Origin of the sequence: Flavobacterium cucumis (assembly GCF_900148835.1) — a bacterium.
GTDB lineage: Bacteria > Bacteroidota > Bacteroidia > Flavobacteriales > Flavobacteriaceae > Flavobacterium > Flavobacterium cucumis.
Genome location: NZ_FRYK01000003.1, coordinates 18,487 through 38,261, shown reverse-complemented (window position 1 = coordinate 38,261; position 19,775 = coordinate 18,487). Strand labels below are relative to the sequence as shown.

The window sequence follows — 19,775 nt, the reverse complement described above, 5'->3', positions numbered from 1 at the left end:
AATGATAATGACCGATTTTTATAAAAAAATAATTGAGAACAATAAAAAATGGGTTGAAAACAAACTAGCCATAAGCCCAGATTATTTTAAAAATTTAGCCGAAGGCCAAAACCCTCCCTTATTATGGATTGGTTGTTCTGATAGTCGTGTACCCGCAAACGAAATTATTGGGGCTGAACCAGGCGAAGTTTTCGTACATCGCAACATAGCGAATATGGTGGTACACTCCGACATGAATATGTTAAGCGTACTCGATTACGCGGTTAACGCCTTAAAAGTAAAACATGTCATTGTATGTGGCCATTATGGTTGTGGTGGTGTTAAAGCTGCAATGGGAAATACTTCAATCGGAATTATTGACAATTGGATTCGACATATAAAAGACACTTATCGATTTCATCAACATGAATTAGATGCTATAGAAGATGAAAAAGAACGCTTCAATAAGTTTGTTGAAATCAATGTGAAAGAGCAAGTTATGGATTTAGCTAAAACATCTATAGTTCAAAACGCTTGGAAAAACGGACAAGAATTATCGCTACACGGCTGGGTATATGGTCTTAACGACGGCTACGTTACCGATTTGGGAGTAAACTTTAGTTGTGATACGGACTTAGATGATGTTTACCAATTAAAATTTTAAAGCTATAAAAAACGCTCAATTGAATGATCAACTGAGCGTTTTTCTTTCAATTATTCTTCCATTTCAATCTGAAAACTATTCAAAAACGATACTGACTTTTCAATATCATAATGTAAAATCCTATCTTCAGACACAAAAGAAACTTCATCTCTATACGATTTTACAAAACTTTCAATAAACTCACTAGACTTCAAAGGTCTTCTAAATTCTAACGCTTGTGAGCCATTTAACAATTCGATTGCTAAAATACGTTCTACATTTTCAACAATACGCAATGTCTTGGTGGCTGCGTTAGCCCCCATGCTCACATGATCTTCTTGCCCATTTGAAGAAACAATACTATCAATACTTGCTGGCGTTGCCAACTGTTTGTTCTGACTAGCGATACTTGCCGCTGTATACTGTGGAATCATAAAACCTGAATTCAAACCAGGATCATTTACTAAAAAGGCAGGCAAATTTCTCAATCCAGAAATCAATTGATAGGTTCTTCTTTCCGAAATACTTCCTAATTCTGACAATGCTATACCTAAGAAATCTAAAGCTAAAGCCAAGGGTTGTCCATGAAAATTACCCCCCGAAAGGATCGTGTCTTCACCAACAAAAATATTTGGATTATCAGTAACCGAGTTGATTTCGGTACGGAACACTTTCATCACATAATCAATCGCGTCTTTCGAAGCACCGTGCACTTGTGGAATACATCTAAAAGAATATGGATCTTGAACATGTACTTTAGGTTGTGCAATAATTTCACTATCCTCCAACAAATTGCGCATTCTCTCTGCCGTTTGCACTTGACCTTTGTGAGGACGAACCAAGTGAATCAAATCTGTAAAAGGTTCGATTCGTCCATCAAAACCTTCTAAGGAAATCGCCCCTACTACATCTGCTAAATACGAAATTTTAGCTGCTTTAATCAAGCAATACACCCCGTAAGCACTCATAAACTGCGTTCCGTTTAACAAAGCCAATCCTTCTTTCGATTGTAAAACGATGGGTTCCCAACCAAATTTCGCTAGTACTTTTGAAGCCGGCTGTCTGAAGCCATCTACATACACTTCACCTTCACCTAATAATGGCAAGGATAAATGGGCTAACGGAGCTAAATCTCCAGAAGCTCCTAAAGAACCCTGTGTATAAATTACTGGAAAAATAGCATTGTTGTAAAAATCAATCAAACGCTGTACCGTTACCAATTGAACACCCGAATGACCATAGCTTAAGGATTGGATTTTCAACAACAACATGATTTTCACAATTTCATGTGGCACTTCTTCTCCTGTTCCACAAGCATGTGATTTTACCAAATTTTCTTGAAGTTTTGATAAATTTTCATTTGAAATCTTTACATTACACAACGACCCAAAACCAGTATTGATTCCGTAAATTGGAGTAGAATTCGATTGCATTTTATCATCTAAATACTTCCTACATTTTTCAATATTTACGACAGCTTCTTCAGACAAGGCAAGTTGTTTTTCTTGAAAAACAATCTCGTTAATTTTTTCAATCGATAGTAAATCGGAACTAATATAATGTATGGTTTCCATTCGGTTTGTTTTAAAAGTCCAAAATTCCACAAACAATTGTTAAAATGCAAGATTATTTATTAATATTAACACAAAATAAATACTTCACAAATTTTAAAGGATTTAAGGATACATTTTTAAGAATTTTCAATAAATTAGCATCCTCTAATAATACAACATCAAATCATGAAAAATACAGCGTTAACGCACATTCACGAAAGTTTAGGAGCTAAAATGGTTCCATTTGCAGGTTACAATATGCCTGTACAATATGAAGGAGTAAATGCAGAGCACGAAACCGTTAGAAATGGCGTTGGTGTTTTCGACGTTTCGCACATGGGAGAATTTTTCTTAAAAGGAGAAAATGCATTGGCCCTAATCCAGAAAGTAACTTCAAATGATGCCTCTAAATTAGCAGATGGAAAAGCACAATATTCTTGTTTACCAAATAACGAAGGAGGAATTGTAGACGATTTAATCGTTTATAAAATAGAAGACAATCACTACTTACTTGTTGTAAATGCATCAAATATCGAAAAAGATTGGAATTGGATTTCATCACACAATGATTTAGGAGTTGAAATGACTAATGCTTCAGACAGTTATTCCTTATTAGCTATTCAAGGGCCAAAGGCTGCTGAAGCGATGCAATCCTTAACAGCTATTGATTTGTCTAGTATGGGCTATTACACGTTTCAAATTGGAGTTTTCGCAGGAAAAAGTGATGTAATTGTTTCGGCTACAGGTTATACGGGTTCGGGAGGATTTGAAATTTACTTCAAAAACGAAGATGCGGAATACATTTGGAACAAAGTTTTTGAAGCGGGTGCAGCATTTGGAATCAAACCAATTGGATTAGCAGCGCGTGATACCTTACGTTTAGAAATGGGATTCTGTTTGTACGGAAACGACATCAATGATACCACTTCGCCATTAGAAGCAGGTTTAGGTTGGATTACCAAATTCGATAAAGAATTTACGAATTCAGAAAACTTGAAAAAACAAAAAGAAGCAGGTGTTTCTCGTAAATTAGTTGGCTTTGAAATGATCGAAAGAGGAATTCCTCGTCACGATTACGAAATTGCTGATGCAAACGGAAATGTAGTTGGAATTGTAACTTCTGGAACACAATCACCATCTATGGGAATTGCTATCGGAATGGGATATGTACCAACGGCTTTAGCTACACCAGATTCTGAAATTTACATCAGAATTAGAAATAAAGATATTAAAGCGAAAGTGGTTAAAATGCCATTTTATAAAAAGTAGTCAAGGGCAAGAACAAGTACAAATTTGAAAATTGAAATTGACCTTGAATTTGAACTTGAAATTATTATTTTTGCAACCTGAAACTTGAAACTTTAAACCAAAAAAGAAATGGGAAGAGCGTTTGAATTTAGAAAAGCCCGTAAAATGAAACGTTGGTCAGCAATGGCAAAAACGTTTACTCGTATAGGAAAAGATATTGTAATGGCCGTTAAAGAAGGCGGACCAAATCCTGAAACCAACTCCCGTTTAAGAGCGGTGATTCAGAATGCGAAGGCAGCGAATATGCCTAAAGATAACGTAGAACGCGCTATTAAAAAAGCATCGGATAAAGACACGGCTAACTTTAAAGAAGTGTTGTTTGAAGGGTATGCACCTCACGGAATTGCGATTTTAATTGAAACGGCTACGGATAACAATAACAGAACGGTTGCTAACATTAGAAGTTACTTCAACAAATGCAACGGAACGTTTGGAACACAAGGTTCGGTTGAATTTATGTTTGATCATACTTGTAATTTTAGAATTCCAGCTGAAGGACAAGATGTGGAAGAATTAGAATTAGAAATGATTGATTTTGGTGTAGAAGAAATCTTTGCTGACGAAGACGGTATTTTAATGTACGCTCCTTTTGAAAGTTTTGGTGCTATCCAAAAAGAATTAGAATCAAGAGGTATTGAAATCTTATCTTCTGGATTTGAAAGAATACCGCAAATAACAAAAGAATTAACACCCGACCAAGTAGCGGATGTTGAAAAACTATTAGAAAAAATTGAAGAAGACGATGACGTAATGAACGTATATCATACAATGCAAGAAAGCGCTGAGTAATCCTTTTTCTATCTTATATACGAAATCCTCGCAAGAAATTGTGAGGATTTTTTTATTCATCTTAAATTTAAAATAAAACTGAAAATTATCACAAATTAAGAATTGTAATAATTTTATTATATTGCAATTAAATATGTTTAACATGTTATATAAATATAAATATAATTATGAAACAAAAATTTAATAGAAATACTTGGTTTAGAAAAAAAGATTCTACAATTGAATTTACTGGTAAACTAAATTCATTTAATGTTAAAGATGTTTGTTCAGCAATTAATATGTTTAAAGAATCATCAAATCAAGACTTAACATTAGATTTTTCTAAAGTGATGCAAGCATATCCTAATGGTGTCTTACCTATAATTTCATCAATTACAGAAATTAGAGATGAAGGTTATAATGTTTATGTAAAACTACCTCATAATGAAAATGTAAGAAGACTTTTTAGAAGTGTTAATTGGGCACATTATTTAGCTCCTAGTCAATTTGAAAAATCAGAGGCTATGCATGACAGACATCTTGTTACAAGAAATTTTAAAGATGAAAAAGAGCAATTTCAAATAGTTAATGATTTCATGGATGTAGTCTTGAGAAGTATGGAGTTACCAAAAGATATAATTTCAGGTTTAGAATGGTCAGTAAATGAAATAACCGATAATGTACTAAATCATTCTAAAAGTAAAAATGGGGGCTTTGTTCAAGCTAGTACATATCCGACAAACGGTGTTATAGCTTTTGCTGTTGCTGATTCTGGTAGAGGAATACTAGAATCACTTAAAGAAGGGTTTCCATCATTGAGAACAGATACTCAAGCTATAGGAGAAGCGATGAAAGCTGGTGTTACGCGGAATCCTAAATACGGCCAAGGTAATGGTTTGGCTGGATCTTTAAGAGTTACAACACTAACTGGTGGTTCGTTAGAAATAACAAGTGGTAAAGCAAGAGTTATAAGTACATCTAATGAAACAACCAGAAATGATAGAAGAGATTTTCAATACTATCAGGGAACATTAGTATGTGGACAAATTAACGTTACAAATGATTTTTCCATATCAAAAGCATTGAACTTTGGTATGGATGAGAATTATGAGCCAGGCAATGTAATTGATTATCATTATGAAATGGAAGATCAAGACTGTTTAATTCTATCAATGAAAAAAGAAACTACTGGATTTGGAACTAGACGTTCAGGAAAACAAATTAATACCAAAATCAACAATCTAATTAAAGCAAAACCTAACTATCCTTTAGTAATTGATTGGGAAGGTGTACCGGTAATTTCAAGTAGTTTTGCTGATGAAATGGTTGGTAAGTTATTTATTAAATTAGGAGCAATTTCGTTTTCATCAATTATTAGAAATATTAATATGGAGCCGTTAATCAGAAATTTACTCGATAAAGCTATTTCTCAAAGACTAACACAATCTAATGATGAAGATGAATAAAACGCGATAGCGTAAAATTAAATTCCCGATAGCGCGGAATTGCATTCCGTGCCCACAAAGCATGACTCACTAAAAACAAAACCCAATATTTTTACTTCAGATAGTACAAAAATCAATAAGCGACACATTAAAATTAATGCGTCGCTTTTATTTAACCAAATTAACCCCAGAATATGTCTTCGGCATCTTGATCTTCTGAAAATAACCAAACTTGGACAATTTTGCCATCTACAACTTCAAACAAGTCAATTCCGTTCATAGCTATCGTTTTTTCTCCAATCTTACCACTAAAATGTACGGGAAATGAAACTAAATTTGCATTAACCATCATGGCTCCTGCTGGTTTAACAACTAATGAACCTTGGGTTGCTGTCATCATATCACCTAACATTTTACCAATGGCTTCTAATCCATTTTTTGTGCCTGCATATTGGTGATTACCCGGTTGGTGCCATTTTGCATTTGGACTAAAATAAGAAAATGCTGTTGGAATATCACCTTTCGAAAGGGCTATTGAATACGCCGCTACTACTTCTTTTGCTTTCATGTTTTTAATTTCAATTAACTATTAAGGAAATCCTGAGTGTTTTTAACATCGGCATAAAAGAAAGCTAACGCACTTAAAAACGCATTGTGAGCATCTTCTGCTTTTACGGTTTTACCGTTAATTTCTAAATTTCTTGAAGCACAAGCGTCTCCAATTACGGTACATTCAAATTCAAAGTCTTTAGCTGCTCTCACTGTAGCATCAACACACATATGCGTCATCATCCCTACAACTACAAGTTCTGTAATACTTTTAGATTTTAAGTAATCTAAAAGATCCGTATCTCTAAAACTGTTTGGGTAATATTTTGTGATTACTTTTTCTCCGTCTTCTGGTTTTACATTTTCGTGAATTTCTTGACCTTTGGTTTCTGGTAAAAAAAACACTGAACCCGGAGCTACTGCAAGATGTTGTATGTGAACAATTGGTAAATTTTCATTTCTGAATTTTGACAAAACTAGTTTGGCATTTTCACTTGCTGGCAAAGAACCTACTAATTCCATTGCTCCATTTTCGAAATAGTCATTTTGAATGTCTATTATAATTAATGCTTTGCTCATAATTTTATTTTTTATTAATGTTATTTGTGCAAAGATAGAAAGTTACTTACCTTTGCACAAGTACCTACAAATTAGTTAGGTACTCACTAAAAAGTTAGAATTATTGATTATCAATGGAAAAAAAATTAAAAACACATCCCGCTTATGATGAAAGATGTCCAGTTAGAGCTTCTTTAGCACTCTTAAGTGGCAAATGGACGTTAATGATATTGTTCCAAATCAACAAAAATACAGTTCGATATGGCGAATTGAAAAGATCTGTTACAGGTATCAGTGAAAAAATGTTGATACAAGAGTTGAATATGCTTGTTGAAAACAAATTGGTTAGCAAAAAAGTCTATCCTCAAATTCCTCCAAAAGTAGAATATCAATTAACCGAGTTAGGCTTGAAAACTTTGCCAATAGTAGACCAACTGGCTGAATTTGGTTTAGAGAACTTAGTTTAAATAAAGCACGAACCTCTAAGTCGGGTTTTACACCCTGCTTTCTCTTAAAAAAACAAAATCCAATCCTTTTTTTCGTAAATTAGTAATAAAAAAATATGGCAGACAATTTTGTATCGTTACATCGCATAGTAACGGCTTCACCTGAAAAGGTGTATCGCGCATTTACAGATAAAAATGCAATGGCTTCGTGGATTCCACCGTATGGTTTTTTGTGTGAAGTTCACAGTATGGAGGTAAAAATTGGAGGTAGTTTTAAAATGTCGTTTATCAATTTTACAACCGGTAACGGACATTCTTTTGGTGGGAAATATTTAGATATCAAACCCAACGAATTTTTAAAATACACTGATACTTTTGATGACCCCAACTTACCAGGCGAAATGACAACTTCGGTTTGGTTAAAAGCAGTTTCGTGTGGTACAGAAATCAAAATACTTCAGGAAAACATTCCAGCTATGATTCCTACTGAGATGTGTTACTTGGGTTGGCAAGAATCCTTAGAAAAACTAAAGAAATTAGTAGAACCTAATATTCCAGATAATTGATTTTTAAATAGTTACGAGTAAATCATTTTTTTCGCATCATTACGCTAGTCTTTCGTAATTGCTGCGTGGCTTTGTATTTGAATCGTTGATTGTAAATAAACCATCCGCCAAGAGCTCCTAAAATACTTCCAATAGTGATATCTAAAAAGCGTGCAGATACAATGATTTCGGTATTCGCAGTAAACGAACTTCCTATTTCGGCTAATAAAATGGTCATGGGTGTTATAAAAATAATCGCCAATGCATAATTTTTAACGATTAACACTTCTACTAAGTATTGCAACACAAAAATTGTAATACAAACACTTAATGGCGTATTACAAAATAATAATAGCAACCAGCAAAGTCCAATTCCTATAAAAGTCCCAACGATACGATGAAGCATACGCTCCCAAACGTGTTGTTTTGAAATTCCTTGTAAAATTGCAAGGCAAGAAATAGGAATCCAATATGGGTTTTGCATTTCAAGCAAATGCCCTATAAGTAACGAAATAGCAATAAAGATTCCGATAACAATCGAGTCAATTAATGAAACAAATTTTCCTTTCTTAATTTGAATGCCAAAGATTTCTGGTGTTTGTCCTTTTTTAATCGTAAGCCATCCGTGACCAAAGGCTAAAAAACAAGCCAACATTGTTCCCAAAAATAAAAACCCAATTTTTTCAGGAATGATCTCTAAATTATAACGCTGACAACTTGCCATAGAAGCTATCATGATAAAGAAAAAATTACCAGGCGGTTTAATTTTAAAATAGGTAGTAACCAAATGAATACCCATTGCGAAAAAACCAAGAACAACTGCTGAAACGTATGGGTTAAAACTAAAACTAAGCCCAATTCCAAGTGAAAATACAAATCCTAAAGAACAAACTAACAGGGTTAGCATTCGACTCCCAAAGGAAAGATTAGGCTGATAATATAAAATAACCAAACCTCCTAAACTTACCAATAAGCCTTTTTCTAAATTTTCAAAATAGAATCCCAAAAAAAGAGGAATTCCAACACAAAGTGATGCTAAAAATGGAATATGTCGTGAGCGCTTACTTTCCTTAAGTTCAAAAAAAGAATTTATGCCCTTAATAACTGAGATTAGCAACAATTTAAAATTACGCATTCTAAAAATTTTCAAAAAAGTAAAGTTAGCTGTTTTGCAATGCAACGTTGCATGTATTTAACAGTTTTAACAAAAAAACAATCACACATATTGAATCTTTAGAAAAATTAATAACCTAAGTTCACTACTGCCTGTTAATTAATTTCAATGAATTGTTTGGATGCCCAACTCAAATAGGGATAGTCCATTTATTATTATGTCTCATATCGCTATTTTTTATGCTTAAAGTATTCATTTTTTTAGCTGTACAGTCCTCTTAATGACCATATGTCTTTAAAAAAGCACAGACAATAAACACATATCGTTTTCAATCAACGTTGAATAATGAAATCGTCTAAATGATTACTCGAAATAAAAAAATTTCAAGACATTTGTGCTACCCAAACTAACAATAAAAGAGTTTTAAAAAAATAAAAAACAGTAAAAGGAATCTTGGGTACACAAAAACAGTAAAAAATACTACAAAATCAATGAAACAACTACTCCTACTCCTTTTTTTAAGCTTCCTATCGTGTAAGTCTGATGATAAAAAGCCACTACTTTTACCCACAAAACAAAATGATTTCGCCCCCACTTTAAATATCAAAAAAGAAACAAAAACCGCAACTTCTGATAGCAGTACATTTGTTCCTTTCCTAGAAAAATTTCTCGTAGAAAGAGCATTTCAAGAAGAGCGCACCAACAAGACCATTTCTGTTGAAGAACTTTTTCAATCAGAAAAAGGTTTTATTCCGTTTTTACACACTGATACCCTATCCCTCTTTGAAACAAAACTAGAAGGAACCCTCAAACAAGATATCGCCCTAGTTGACTTTGATAGGAATGAAAATTGGCTGTATGAATTTGAGCATAATGAAGACGAATGGACATTAAAAAACCTAAAGAAAATCAATAAAAGGAATTTATCTGACAAGGAATTTATTTCATTTTTAATTTTATTTTCTAATGATAGTGTTTTTCAGAAAAAGCATATTGTATTTCCTTTAAACAGAAAAATGCTCGATAATGACTACGAGGTTGTTTCTGAAAAAACAACTTTAGAACAATGGAAGTATTTTAATTTAAACCAGGAGATGGGAAGTTTGGTTCTATTACCAAACATCAAAAAAAGAAACGCTTTCAGAAACATTTACTACAGAGGAAAATACAACGGCATTTGGGTGAAATATACCTTCCAAAAAATTAAAAACGAGTGGTTTTTAATAAAAACGGAAGATTACTCCACTTAAAATAAAAAAAAGGGATAATTTTTAAAAATTATCCCTTGTGTTATTTTTACACGGTTTTAAAAAAGTGGCTTAAAATTACACACTAACCGTTTTATTGAATTGTTTTTGCTTTCTCTGGTTGACCTACTATTTCATAAGTAATCTTTAAAATATTTTTGGTGTTTTCATCTGAAGGTTTCAATTTGTAAGCCTTCTCAAAAAACGGAAGTCCTTTAGTAAACTGTTCCTTTCTTTTCGACATCAAAGCATCATATTTCTTTTTGTCTGCCGTTGAGTTGTTAATTTCATCAACCAATTTCATATCGTCTTTAACAAAAGCATACCCTTGATTAAAATACAAATTGAATTGTGTCTCTAGTAAATCCTTATCGTCTGGCAAAAGTGCTCTAGCTTCCGTAATTACACGATCAAACTTTTCTTTATCATTAATGTTATTTTGTGCGTACAAAATAGACAATATCTTTAGAATTTCTGGTTTTGAAGAACTTACTTTTTCATCTCTCGGTTTCTCGTACAAGCCCATACCTACATACTTAGTTCTCAATTCTTTTGACCCTAGATCTTCTTCTTTTCCACTTGCTTTACTAACTGCATAATAAACCGTTCCATTTTTAAAATAATCACTTTCATAAAACTCTTCATAAAGCTTTTGAGCCAATACGTAATCTTGTGCTTGAGTTGCTAAAATGGCAGCATTTTGAAGCGATTTCCCTTCACCAATTGGATCGAGTTTATAAAGCGAATAAAAAACTTCTGATGCCTCTTTAAATTTTGAACTACCATTTAAAGTCATTGCAAATGAAGAAATACCTTGTCTAAAGCGATTTTTATCTTCTATCAATTTATCGGTATGAACTTTCTTTCCTGACTTTCTCTCATATTCAATTGTTTCATCAACTGTAGCAATATACTGCGGTATAAAACTATCAGTATATACCTTTTGTTGGTCTTGAACAGCAGGTTTTTCACCTTTTGAAAAAAGTTCCAATACCGGATAGGAAACTTTGTACAATTTAGCATATACTTTATCCGATTCTTCTGTAGCTACTGCTTCTAATGCCTCACTAGCCGATTTGTATTCCACTAAATCTTTATCGGAGATAGTCGTTTTACTATAAATTTTCTTCAAGGTCTTTAACTCATCTTTTTGAGCAAAGGATGCAATCGACAACAATAATGTTGCGCTTAAAATTAACTTTTTCATATCTTTTTAAAACTTTGGTTAAACAAAAGCCCAAAGTAAATTGGGCTCTTATAAATTTTATTCTTCTGATGGTGCAACATCTGTGCCAATTTCAGCATCAGTAGCACCTCCTTTCTCATCAAGGTCTGTTTCTTCATCTTCACGAAGTACTTTAGTAACTGCCGCAATAGAGTCATTCCCTTTAATATTAATAAGTCGAACACCTTGTGTTGCTCTTCCCATTACTCTTAAATCAGAAACCATCATTCGTATTGTTAATCCCGATTTATTGATAATCATCAAATCATCAGCATCAGTAACATTATTTATAGCAATTAAAGCACCTGTTTTTTCTGTAATATTAAGGGTTTTCACACCTTTTCCACCTCGGTTTGTAATACGATACACATCTTCACCATCTTCATCTACCAACTTAGTACGCTTTCCATAACCGTTTTCGGTCACAACCAATATTTGAGAATCAGCAATATGATCTTTATCGATAGATACCATTCCAATAACTTCATCTTTATCATCGGCAAGAGTAATACCTCTAACACCAGAAGCTGTTCTTCCCATCGGACGGGTCTTCTCTTCTTCAAAACGAACTAGTTTTCCTGATTTAACCGCTAATAAAACCTGACTGTTTCCAGTAGTTAATTTTGCTTCGATCAATTCATCGTCCTCCTTAATGGTTATGGCATTAATTCCATTTTGACGTGGACGTGAATATTGTTCTAAAGATGTTTTCTTAACTTGACCTTGTTTCGTAGCCATAATCACATAGTGACTATTGATATAGTCTTGGTCTTTTAAGTCTTGTGTACAAATAAAGGCTTTCACCTTATCATCACTTTCAATATTAATCAAGTTTTGAATAGCACGTCCTTTACTTACTTTCGTTCCTTCCGGAATTTCATAAACACGCATCCAATAACATTTTCCTTTTTGAGTAAAGAACATTAAATATTGATGATTGGTTGCTACAAATAAATGCTCTAAGAAATCTTGATCTCTTGTTCCTGCTGATTTTTGCCCAACTCCACCTCTATTTTGAGTTTTATATTCTGATAAAGAAGTACGTTTGATATATCCTGCATGAGAAATCGTAATTACAACACTTTCATCCGCAATCAAATCTTCTATACTCACATCACCTCCCGAATATTCAATTTGTGAACGACGCGCATCACCATATTTATCACGAATTTCAACCAATTCATCTTTGATTACTTGCATTCTCATTTCTTTACTTGCAAGTAATTCTTTTAAGTAGGAAATCAATTTCATTATTTCCTCATATTCTGCGCGTAATTTATCTTGTTCAAGACCAGTTAATTGTCTCAAACGCATTTCAACAATAGCACGAGCTTGAATTTCTGATAACTTGAAACGCTCAATCAATTTGGTTCTTGCCTCATCGCCATCTTTAGATGCTCTAATAATTTTGATAACCTCATCAATATTATCCGATGCAATAATCAAACCTTCTAAGATATGTGCTCTTTCTTCTGCTTTTCTTAAATCAAATTGGGCTCTACGAACCACTACATCATGACGATGCTCCACAAAATGATAAATCAAATCTTTAAGATTTAACATTTGAGGACGACCATTCACCAACGCAATATTATTAACACTAAAAGAAGATTGCAATTGCGTATACTTGTATAACGTATTCAAAACTACATTCGGAACGGCATCGCGTTTCAATTCATATACCACTCGCATTCCATTTCTATCCGATTCATCACGAATATTAGAAATACCCTCAATTTTTTTCTCATTAACCAAGTCGGCCGTATGCTTAATCATATTTGCCTTATTCACTTGGTAAGGAATCTCTGTTACAATAATTGCTTCTTTTCCATTTACCTCTTCAAAACCTACTTTAGCACGCATAACAATACGTCCTCTTCCCGTTTTGAAGGCTTCTCTTACACCTTCATAACCATAAATAATTCCTCCAGTTGGAAAATCAGGAGCTTTAACGTAATTGATTAATTCGTCTATCTCAATATCATTATTATCGATGTAAGCTAACGTTCCATCAATTACTTCTGTTAGATTGTGAGGCGCCATGTTAGTTGCCATACCAACCGCAATACCCGAAGCCCCATTAATTAATAAAGTAGGAACTTTAGTAGGCATAACCGTTGGTTCTTGCAAAGTGTCGTCAAAATTCAATTGAAAATCAACTGTTTCTTTATCAATATCTGCCAACATTTCCTCTGAAATCTTCTTCATTCTGGCTTCAGTATAACGCATAGCTGCTGGACTATCGCCATCAACAGACCCAAAGTTACCTTGACCATCCACCATCAAGTAACGCAAGCTCCACTCTTGAGCCATACGCACCATTGCATCATATACTGAAGTATCCCCATGTGGGTGATATTTACCTAAAACTTCTCCAACAATTCTAGCAGACTTTTTGTGTGCCCTGTTCGAAAGAACTCCTAATTCATACATCCCGAATAAAACTCTTCGGTGTACAGGCTTTAAACCATCTCTAACATCAGGAAGTGCTCTTGACACAATAACTGACATCGAATAATCGATGTAAGCTGATTTCATTTCATCCTCAATGTTAATAGGAATTAACTTTTCTCCTTCTGACATAAGTATTTATATTAAAATTATCTATTAGTACTAAAACGTGCCAATATACGGCTTTTTGAGATTTTAATAGTGTTTTAAACTAACTTATTTCTACTTTTTATTAACAATTTTATTTACAGATTGATAATAAATCCTAATGCAATTTCTTTCTTTTCTCAAATATTTTTTGTCATTTAGCAATCAACTTCAAGTGTAAGGTATGATTTTTGCACTTTCTTATAAAATTTTGTACTTTTACTAATATTACTAATGCTATGGACGATAATTTTTCACCACGAGTTAAAGACGTAATCACCTACAGCAAAGAAGAAGCGCTTCGGCTAGGTCACGACTTTATTGGTACAGAACATTTAATGCTTGGGATACTAAGAGATGGCAACGGAAAAGCAATCAATATTTTAAATAATTTAGCTGTTGATTTATCGCATCTAAGAAAAAAAGTTGAAATCTTAAGCCCTGCCAATCCTAATAGCATTCAAAATATTGATAAAAAAAACTTGCACCTTACACGTCAAGCCGAGCGTGCATTGAAGACTACTTTCTTGGAAGCAAAACTTTTTAATAACTCCGAAATTAGTACTGCACATTTGTTGTTGTGTATTTTACGCAATGAAAATGACCCTACAACCAAATTATTGAACAAAATCAAAATCGATTACGAAACCGTTAAAGAACAATATACAGCCATGATGACAAACGAAGACGATTATTTAGAAAATTTGCCAAGAGCAGAGTCATTTAATGACGACTCCGGACAAGATGACAGTTTAAAAGACAGCGGTTTTAATAATCCAACTTCGGGAAACAAAACCAATAAAAAATCCAAAACCCCTGTTTTAGATAATTTTGGTCGTGATTTAACAGAAATGGCTGAAGAAGGAAAATTAGATCCTGTTGTAGGACGTGAAAAAGAAATCGAACGTGTTTCCCAAATCTTAAGCCGTAGAAAGAAAAATAACCCGCTCTTAATTGGAGAACCTGGAGTAGGTAAATCAGCTATAGCAGAAGGTTTGGCTTTACGTATCATCAAGAAAAAAGTATCTCGTAACTTATTCAACAAACGTGTTGTGACACTTGATTTAGCAAGTTTAGTGGCTGGCACCAAATACCGCGGACAATTCGAAGAGCGAATGAAAGCGGTTATGAATGAATTGGAGAAAAACGACGATATCATCTTATTCATAGATGAGATTCACACGATTGTAGGTGCGGGTGGCGCAACGGGTTCGCTTGATGCTTCTAACATGTTCAAACCAGCATTAGCCAGAGGTGAAATTCAATGTGTAGGAGCAACAACTCTCGACGAGTATCGCCAATACATCGAAAAAGATGGCGCACTAGAAAGACGTTTCCAAAAGGTGATTGTAGAACCAACATCTGTTGAAGAAACCATTACGATCTTAAATAACATCAAACCAAAATACGAAGATCATCACAATGTAATTTATACTCCAGAAGCTATTGAAGCTTGTGTAAAATTAACAAACCGATACATGACAGACCGTTTTCTTCCAGACAAAGCAATTGATGCTTTAGACGAAGCTGGTTCTCGTGTTCATATCATTAATATCGATGTCCCAAAACAAATTCTGGAATTAGAAAAGAAATTAGAAGAAGTTCGGGAACTTAAAAACACCGTTGTAAAAAAACAGAAATACGAAGAAGCAGCCAAACTTCGCGATGATGAAAAACGCATCGAAAAAGATTTGGCTATTGCCCAAGAACAATGGGAAGAAGATTCTAAAAACAACAAAGTAACCGTTACTGAAGACAATGTAGCCGATGTGGTTTCAATGATGACTGGAATTCCAGTAAATCGTATTGCACAAACAGAAAGCAATAAACTCGCACATTTACCAGAATTAATCAAAGGTAAAGTAATTGGTCAAGATGAAGCGGTTTTAAAAATTGCTAAATCCATCCAAAGAAATCGTGCTGGATTAAAAGACCCAAACAAACCAATTGGTTCCTTTATTTTCTTAGGACAAACGGGTGTTGGAAAAACACAATTAGCAAAAGTAATTGCAAAAGAATTGTTCGACTCTGAAGATGCCTTAGTTCGTATTGACATGAGTGAATACATGGAGAAATTTGCAATCTCACGTTTGGTGGGAGCGCCTCCAGGTTATGTTGGTTACGAAGAAGGAGGACAATTAACCGAAAAAGTTAGAAGAAAACCTTATTGCGTTGTACTTTTAGACGAAGTCGAAAAAGCACATCCCGATGTATTCAACATGATGCTTCAAGTTTTAGATGACGGTCATTTAACGGATAGCTTAGGTCGCAAAATCGACTTTAGAAATACGATTATCATTATGACCTCTAACGTTGGAGCGCGTCAATTGAAAGATTTTGGTACGGGAGTTGGATTTGGAACTGCTGCAAAACAAGCACAGACGGAAGAACACTCAAAAGGAATTATTGAAAACGCTCTGAAAAAAGCATTTGCTCCTGAATTCTTAAATCGTATTGATGATGTAATCGTTTTCAATGCTCTAGAAAAACACGATATTGATAAAATCATCGATATTGAAATGGATAAATTATATTTAAGAGTTAAAGACTTAGGTTATACATTAAAACTATCCGAAGCAGCAAAAGATTACATAGCTGAAAAAGGGTTTGATAAACAATTTGGTGCACGACCGCTAAAAAGAGCCATTCAGAAATATGTGGAAGATGCACTAGCAGAAGAAATCATCACACACAAAATTCATGAAGGAGATCAAATTTTCATGGACCTAGATGAAACCGCACAAGAACTCAAAATAGAAATCAAAAAATTAGAAGAACCAAGCGCATAGCTTGGTTTTTTTATCTAGTGATTTTGTATTTGTATTAAAAAAAGTACTACATTAGTTTTATAATTCTCAATTAAAATATGCAAGACAAAGTTATCGTGGGTAGCGAAGAATGGTGCTCCTTTCCTAGTTTAGGAATTCCAACCATTAAGGCACGTGTAGACTCAGGGGCTAAAACTTCTGCTTTACATGCTGTTAACATCGTTACATTTGAAAAAAACAGTGAAAAGTGGGTGAAATTTGACATCAATCCCATACAAAATAACGTTAAAGCCGTAATTCATTGCGAGGCACCTCTAGTCGATAAAAGAGTCGTAAAAAGTTCTAGTGGTTTTAGAGAACAACGCTATGTAATCAAAACCAAACTAGAAATAGGAGAAAAAACATGGGAAATTGAAGTTACTCTAACCAATAGAGATTCTATGGGTTTCCGAATGTTATTAGGTCGTGAAGCCATGTCGGGACGCATTTTAGTTGACCCTGAAAAACGTTATTTATTAGGCCAACCCACTACTGAAAAACTTAAAGAATATTACTACGCAAGTAGCGAAACAAAAAAAGGATTAAGAATAGGATTGTTAGCTAGCAATCCTGAATTGTACAGTAACAAACGTATACTAGAAGCAGGAGAATTGAGAGGTCATGAAATGCACTTCTTAAATTTAAAATATTGCTACATGAAATTGGATGCGACAAATCCGGAAATTCATTATCGTGGCGGAAAAGTCTTGAATGATTTTGATGCTGTAATTCCGAGAATTCGCCCAAGTATGACTTATTATGGCTGTGCGCTTACGCGACAGTTTGAAGCGTTAAAAGTATTTGCTTTAAACAATGCTTCAGCTATCACCCAATCGAGAGATAAATTATTCTCATTGCAATTGCTTTTAAATCATGGTGTTGATATTCCTACTACCGGTTTTGCCAATTCCCCTTTAGATACAGATGATTTGATCAAAATGGTTGGGGGTTCACCATTGATTGTGAAGTTATTAGAAGGCACACAAGGAAAAGGTGTCGTTTTGGCAGAAACAAAAAAAGCTGCTGAGTCGGTTATTAATGCATTCAAGAGTTTGAATGCCAACATCTTAGTTCAAGAATTTATCAAAGAGGCAAACGGGAAAGACTTACGTCTTTTTGTGGTAGACGGAAAAGTAGTAGCTGCCATGCAAAGAGAAGCAGCTCCGGGTGAATTTAGAGCCAACATTCACATGGGAGGCACTGCTTCTGTAGTCAAAATCACTTCGGAGGAAAAGAAAATTGCCATAAAGGCTGCAAAAGCGATGAACTTGAAAGTAGCGGGAGTTGATATTATTCGTTCCTCTAAAGGGCCCTTATTGTTAGAGGTAAATTCTTCACCAGGTTTAGAAGGAATCGAGGGCGCTACGCAAAAAGACATTGCTGGCGAAATGATTAAAGCAATTGAGAAAAACTTTAAGTGGAAATAGACAAAAGAAAATACCAAATACATAAATCCGATTTGTAAAAGCAGATCGGATTTTTTAATCATTGAAAATCAATTACCAAAATAATAAATTATCGAAATTTGTTTTTTTTACAAGTTTCGATAATTAATTACTATCTTTGAAATATGGAAAATTATACAAATCGAAAAGAATACATAGATAAATTATTTTCATACAAAGATAAAGATCTTATCAAAGTTGTTAGTGGCTTGAGAAGATCTGGTAAATCTACTTTATTGGAACTATACAGAGAACAACTTTTAAAAAAAGGAATTGAACAAAAACAAATTCAATTTTACAATTTTGAGTTACCTGAAAATTATGTCAATAAAAGTTGGGACACAATATACTTTGAAATTAAAACGAAACTTGTAGAAAACAAACCAAATTATATTTTCTTAGACGAAGTTCAGAATATCCCATCATTTGAAAAATTAGTAGATGGCCTTTTTGCAACACAAAATGTTGATGTTTACATTACAGGTTCTAACGCCTATTTGTTAAGTAGCGAATTAGCCACTTTATTAAGTGGTCGTTATATAGAAATTTCTATATTACCATTTTCTTTTAATGAATATTTAACAGCAAGAAATATTGATACAAAAAATAAGTATTTGAATTATGAGACTTTATTTTTTGATTATATAAATGAAACATCGCTACCAAAAGGAATAGAACTTCGTGATGCTGGATTTGACAAAATTTATGAATATTTAGAAGCAATTTATAAAACTATTGTTGAAAAAGACATTACCCAGCGCCATAAAATTAATGATAAAAGAGCATTTGAAAATATTTTAAAATTTGTAGCATCAAATATTGGTAACGCATTATCGCCTAACAACATATCAACTACTTTAAAGCAAGACGGACAAAGTATCCATCACGCAACTGTGGAAAAATATATAGATTATTTGGTAGGAAGTTTTGTATTTTATAAAGTAAATAGATTTGACTTAAAAGGGAGAAAACAACTCGCTACACAAGAAAAATATTATTTAGTAGATATGGGACTTCTGAATATATTGGTTGGTAAAGAACGGACAACAGAAAGAGGACACATTTTAGAAAACATAGTGTATTTAGAACTACTTCGAAGAGGAAATAAAATTTGGACTGGCACAACCAGAAACAGTGAAGTTGATTTTGTATGTAAAACAAAAACAGGAGCAATTGCATATTATCAAGTAGCATGGCAAATAACTAGTGATAAAACAATAGAACGAGAATTTAGTTCATTAGAAAAAATTAAGGATAACTATCCAAAATTTCTCCTTACAACTGATGATTTTACTCAGAGCAGAAGTGGTATAATTCATCTCAATGTTTTTAATTGGCTCTTAAATTCGAACGAAAACATATAAGACATTTCTTTATCGCTAAATATAAAATCCGATTTGTAAAAGTAGGTCGGATTTTTTGTTGATAAAAAGTTAAACAATTAAAATCTGTAAGTAAAATGAATATATTTGATGAAAAACAACTATGCATTTCAAATTTTCAAAAGCATTATTTTCTTTATTAATTCTTATATTACTTTCAAGT

16 protein-coding genes are annotated in these 19,775 nt (G+C 33.6%); 10 read left to right on the top strand and 6 right to left on the bottom strand.

The window, feature by feature from the left end:
- Positions 1-7: 7 nt before the first annotated feature.
- Positions 8-643, top strand: coding sequence for a carbonate dehydratase (gene can, locus BUE95_RS08950; RefSeq protein WP_073583614.1), 636 nt, complete (start codon positions 8-10; stop codon positions 641-643).
- Between the two features lie 50 nt (positions 644-693).
- On the opposite strand, the gene hutH is transcribed toward can, so the two are convergent.
- Positions 694-2,196, bottom strand: coding sequence for a histidine ammonia-lyase (hutH, locus tag BUE95_RS08945; RefSeq protein WP_073583612.1), 1,503 nt, complete (start codon positions 2,194-2,196; stop codon positions 694-696).
- 165 nt (positions 2,197-2,361) lie between these two features.
- On the opposite strand from hutH, the gene gcvT reads away from it, so the two are divergent.
- The 3 genes from gcvT (at position 2,362) to BUE95_RS08930 (ending at position 5,717) form a co-directional block, all read left to right on the top strand.
- Entirely contained in the window at positions 2,362-3,444 is a 1,083-nt protein-coding gene (gene gcvT / locus BUE95_RS08940) for a glycine cleavage system aminomethyltransferase GcvT (RefSeq protein ID WP_073583610.1), read from the top strand.
- Positions 3,445-3,552: 108 nt separating this feature from the next.
- The gene (locus tag BUE95_RS08935; protein ID WP_073583608.1) at positions 3,553-4,272 is read left to right on the top strand and encodes a YebC/PmpR family DNA-binding transcriptional regulator; all 720 of its coding nucleotides are present in this window, start codon (positions 3,553-3,555) and stop codon (positions 4,270-4,272) included.
- Positions 4,273-4,601: 329 nt separating this feature from the next.
- Positions 4,602-5,717 carry an STAS-like domain-containing protein gene (locus BUE95_RS08930; protein WP_159433507.1) on the top strand — a complete coding sequence of 372 codons (1,116 nt, stop codon included), beginning with the start codon at positions 4,602-4,604 and terminating at the stop codon, positions 5,715-5,717.
- Between the two features lie 160 nt (positions 5,718-5,877).
- Here the strand turns inward: BUE95_RS08930 and BUE95_RS08925 are convergent, their stop codons facing one another.
- Together BUE95_RS08925 and BUE95_RS08920 are read right to left on the bottom strand one after the other, a co-directional pair.
- Positions 5,878-6,264, bottom strand: a complete 387-nt coding sequence (locus tag BUE95_RS08925; protein ID WP_073583604.1) for a nuclear transport factor 2 family protein — start codon at positions 6,262-6,264, stop codon at positions 5,878-5,880.
- A 14-nt stretch (positions 6,265-6,278) separates the two neighbouring features.
- The gene (locus tag BUE95_RS08920; protein ID WP_073583602.1) at positions 6,279-6,824 is read right to left on the bottom strand and encodes a cysteine hydrolase family protein; all 546 of its coding nucleotides are present in this window, start codon (positions 6,822-6,824) and stop codon (positions 6,279-6,281) included.
- A 113-nt stretch (positions 6,825-6,937) separates the two neighbouring features.
- Between BUE95_RS08920 and BUE95_RS08915 the strand changes: the two genes are divergently transcribed.
- Together BUE95_RS08915 and BUE95_RS08910 are read left to right on the top strand one after the other, a co-directional pair.
- Positions 6,938-7,270 (top strand): winged helix-turn-helix transcriptional regulator, encoded by a 333-nt coding sequence (locus tag BUE95_RS08915; RefSeq protein ID WP_073583600.1) that lies wholly within the window; start codon positions 6,938-6,940, stop codon positions 7,268-7,270.
- Between the two features lie 95 nt (positions 7,271-7,365).
- On the top strand, positions 7,366-7,815 hold the full coding sequence (locus tag BUE95_RS08910) for an SRPBCC family protein (protein ID WP_073583598.1): 450 nt from the start codon (positions 7,366-7,368) through the stop codon (positions 7,813-7,815).
- A gap of 22 nt (positions 7,816-7,837) precedes the next feature.
- Here the strand turns inward: BUE95_RS08910 and BUE95_RS08905 are convergent, their stop codons facing one another.
- Positions 7,838-8,929 carry an FUSC family protein gene (locus BUE95_RS08905; protein ID WP_073583596.1) on the bottom strand — a complete coding sequence of 364 codons (1,092 nt, stop codon included), beginning with the start codon at positions 8,927-8,929 and terminating at the stop codon, positions 7,838-7,840.
- 470 nt (positions 8,930-9,399) lie between these two features.
- Here BUE95_RS08905 and BUE95_RS08900 point away from each other — a divergent pair, with 470 nt between their 5' ends.
- Positions 9,400-10,158, top strand: a complete 759-nt coding sequence (locus BUE95_RS08900) for a DUF4348 domain-containing protein (protein ID WP_073583594.1) — start codon at positions 9,400-9,402, stop codon at positions 10,156-10,158.
- Positions 10,159-10,249: 91 nt separating this feature from the next.
- Here BUE95_RS08900 and BUE95_RS08895 read toward each other — a convergent pair whose 3' ends face one another.
- The gene (locus BUE95_RS08895; RefSeq protein WP_073583592.1) at positions 10,250-11,362 is read right to left on the bottom strand and encodes a hypothetical protein; all 1,113 of its coding nucleotides are present in this window, start codon (positions 11,360-11,362) and stop codon (positions 10,250-10,252) included.
- 57 nt (positions 11,363-11,419) lie between these two features.
- On the bottom strand, positions 11,420-13,963 hold the full coding sequence (gene gyrA / locus BUE95_RS08890) for a DNA gyrase subunit A (RefSeq protein WP_073583590.1): 2,544 nt from the start codon (positions 13,961-13,963) through the stop codon (positions 11,420-11,422).
- Between the two features lie 254 nt (positions 13,964-14,217).
- Between gyrA and BUE95_RS08885 the strand changes: the two genes are divergently transcribed.
- The 3 genes from BUE95_RS08885 to BUE95_RS08875 all read left to right on the top strand — a co-directional run bounded on the left by BUE95_RS08885 (position 14,218) and on the right by BUE95_RS08875 (position 19,594).
- Positions 14,218-16,767, top strand: coding sequence for an ATP-dependent Clp protease ATP-binding subunit (locus BUE95_RS08885; protein ID WP_073583588.1), 2,550 nt, complete (start codon positions 14,218-14,220; stop codon positions 16,765-16,767).
- 77 nt (positions 16,768-16,844) lie between these two features.
- Positions 16,845-18,212: a 30S ribosomal protein S6--L-glutamate ligase gene (gene rimK, locus BUE95_RS08880; protein WP_073583586.1), complete on the top strand. Its 1,368-nt coding sequence runs from the start codon at positions 16,845-16,847 to the stop codon at positions 18,210-18,212.
- Positions 18,213-18,355: 143 nt separating this feature from the next.
- Positions 18,356-19,594, top strand: coding sequence for an ATP-binding protein (locus BUE95_RS08875; RefSeq protein WP_073583584.1), 1,239 nt, complete (start codon positions 18,356-18,358; stop codon positions 19,592-19,594).
- Positions 19,595-19,775 lie beyond the last annotated feature (181 nt).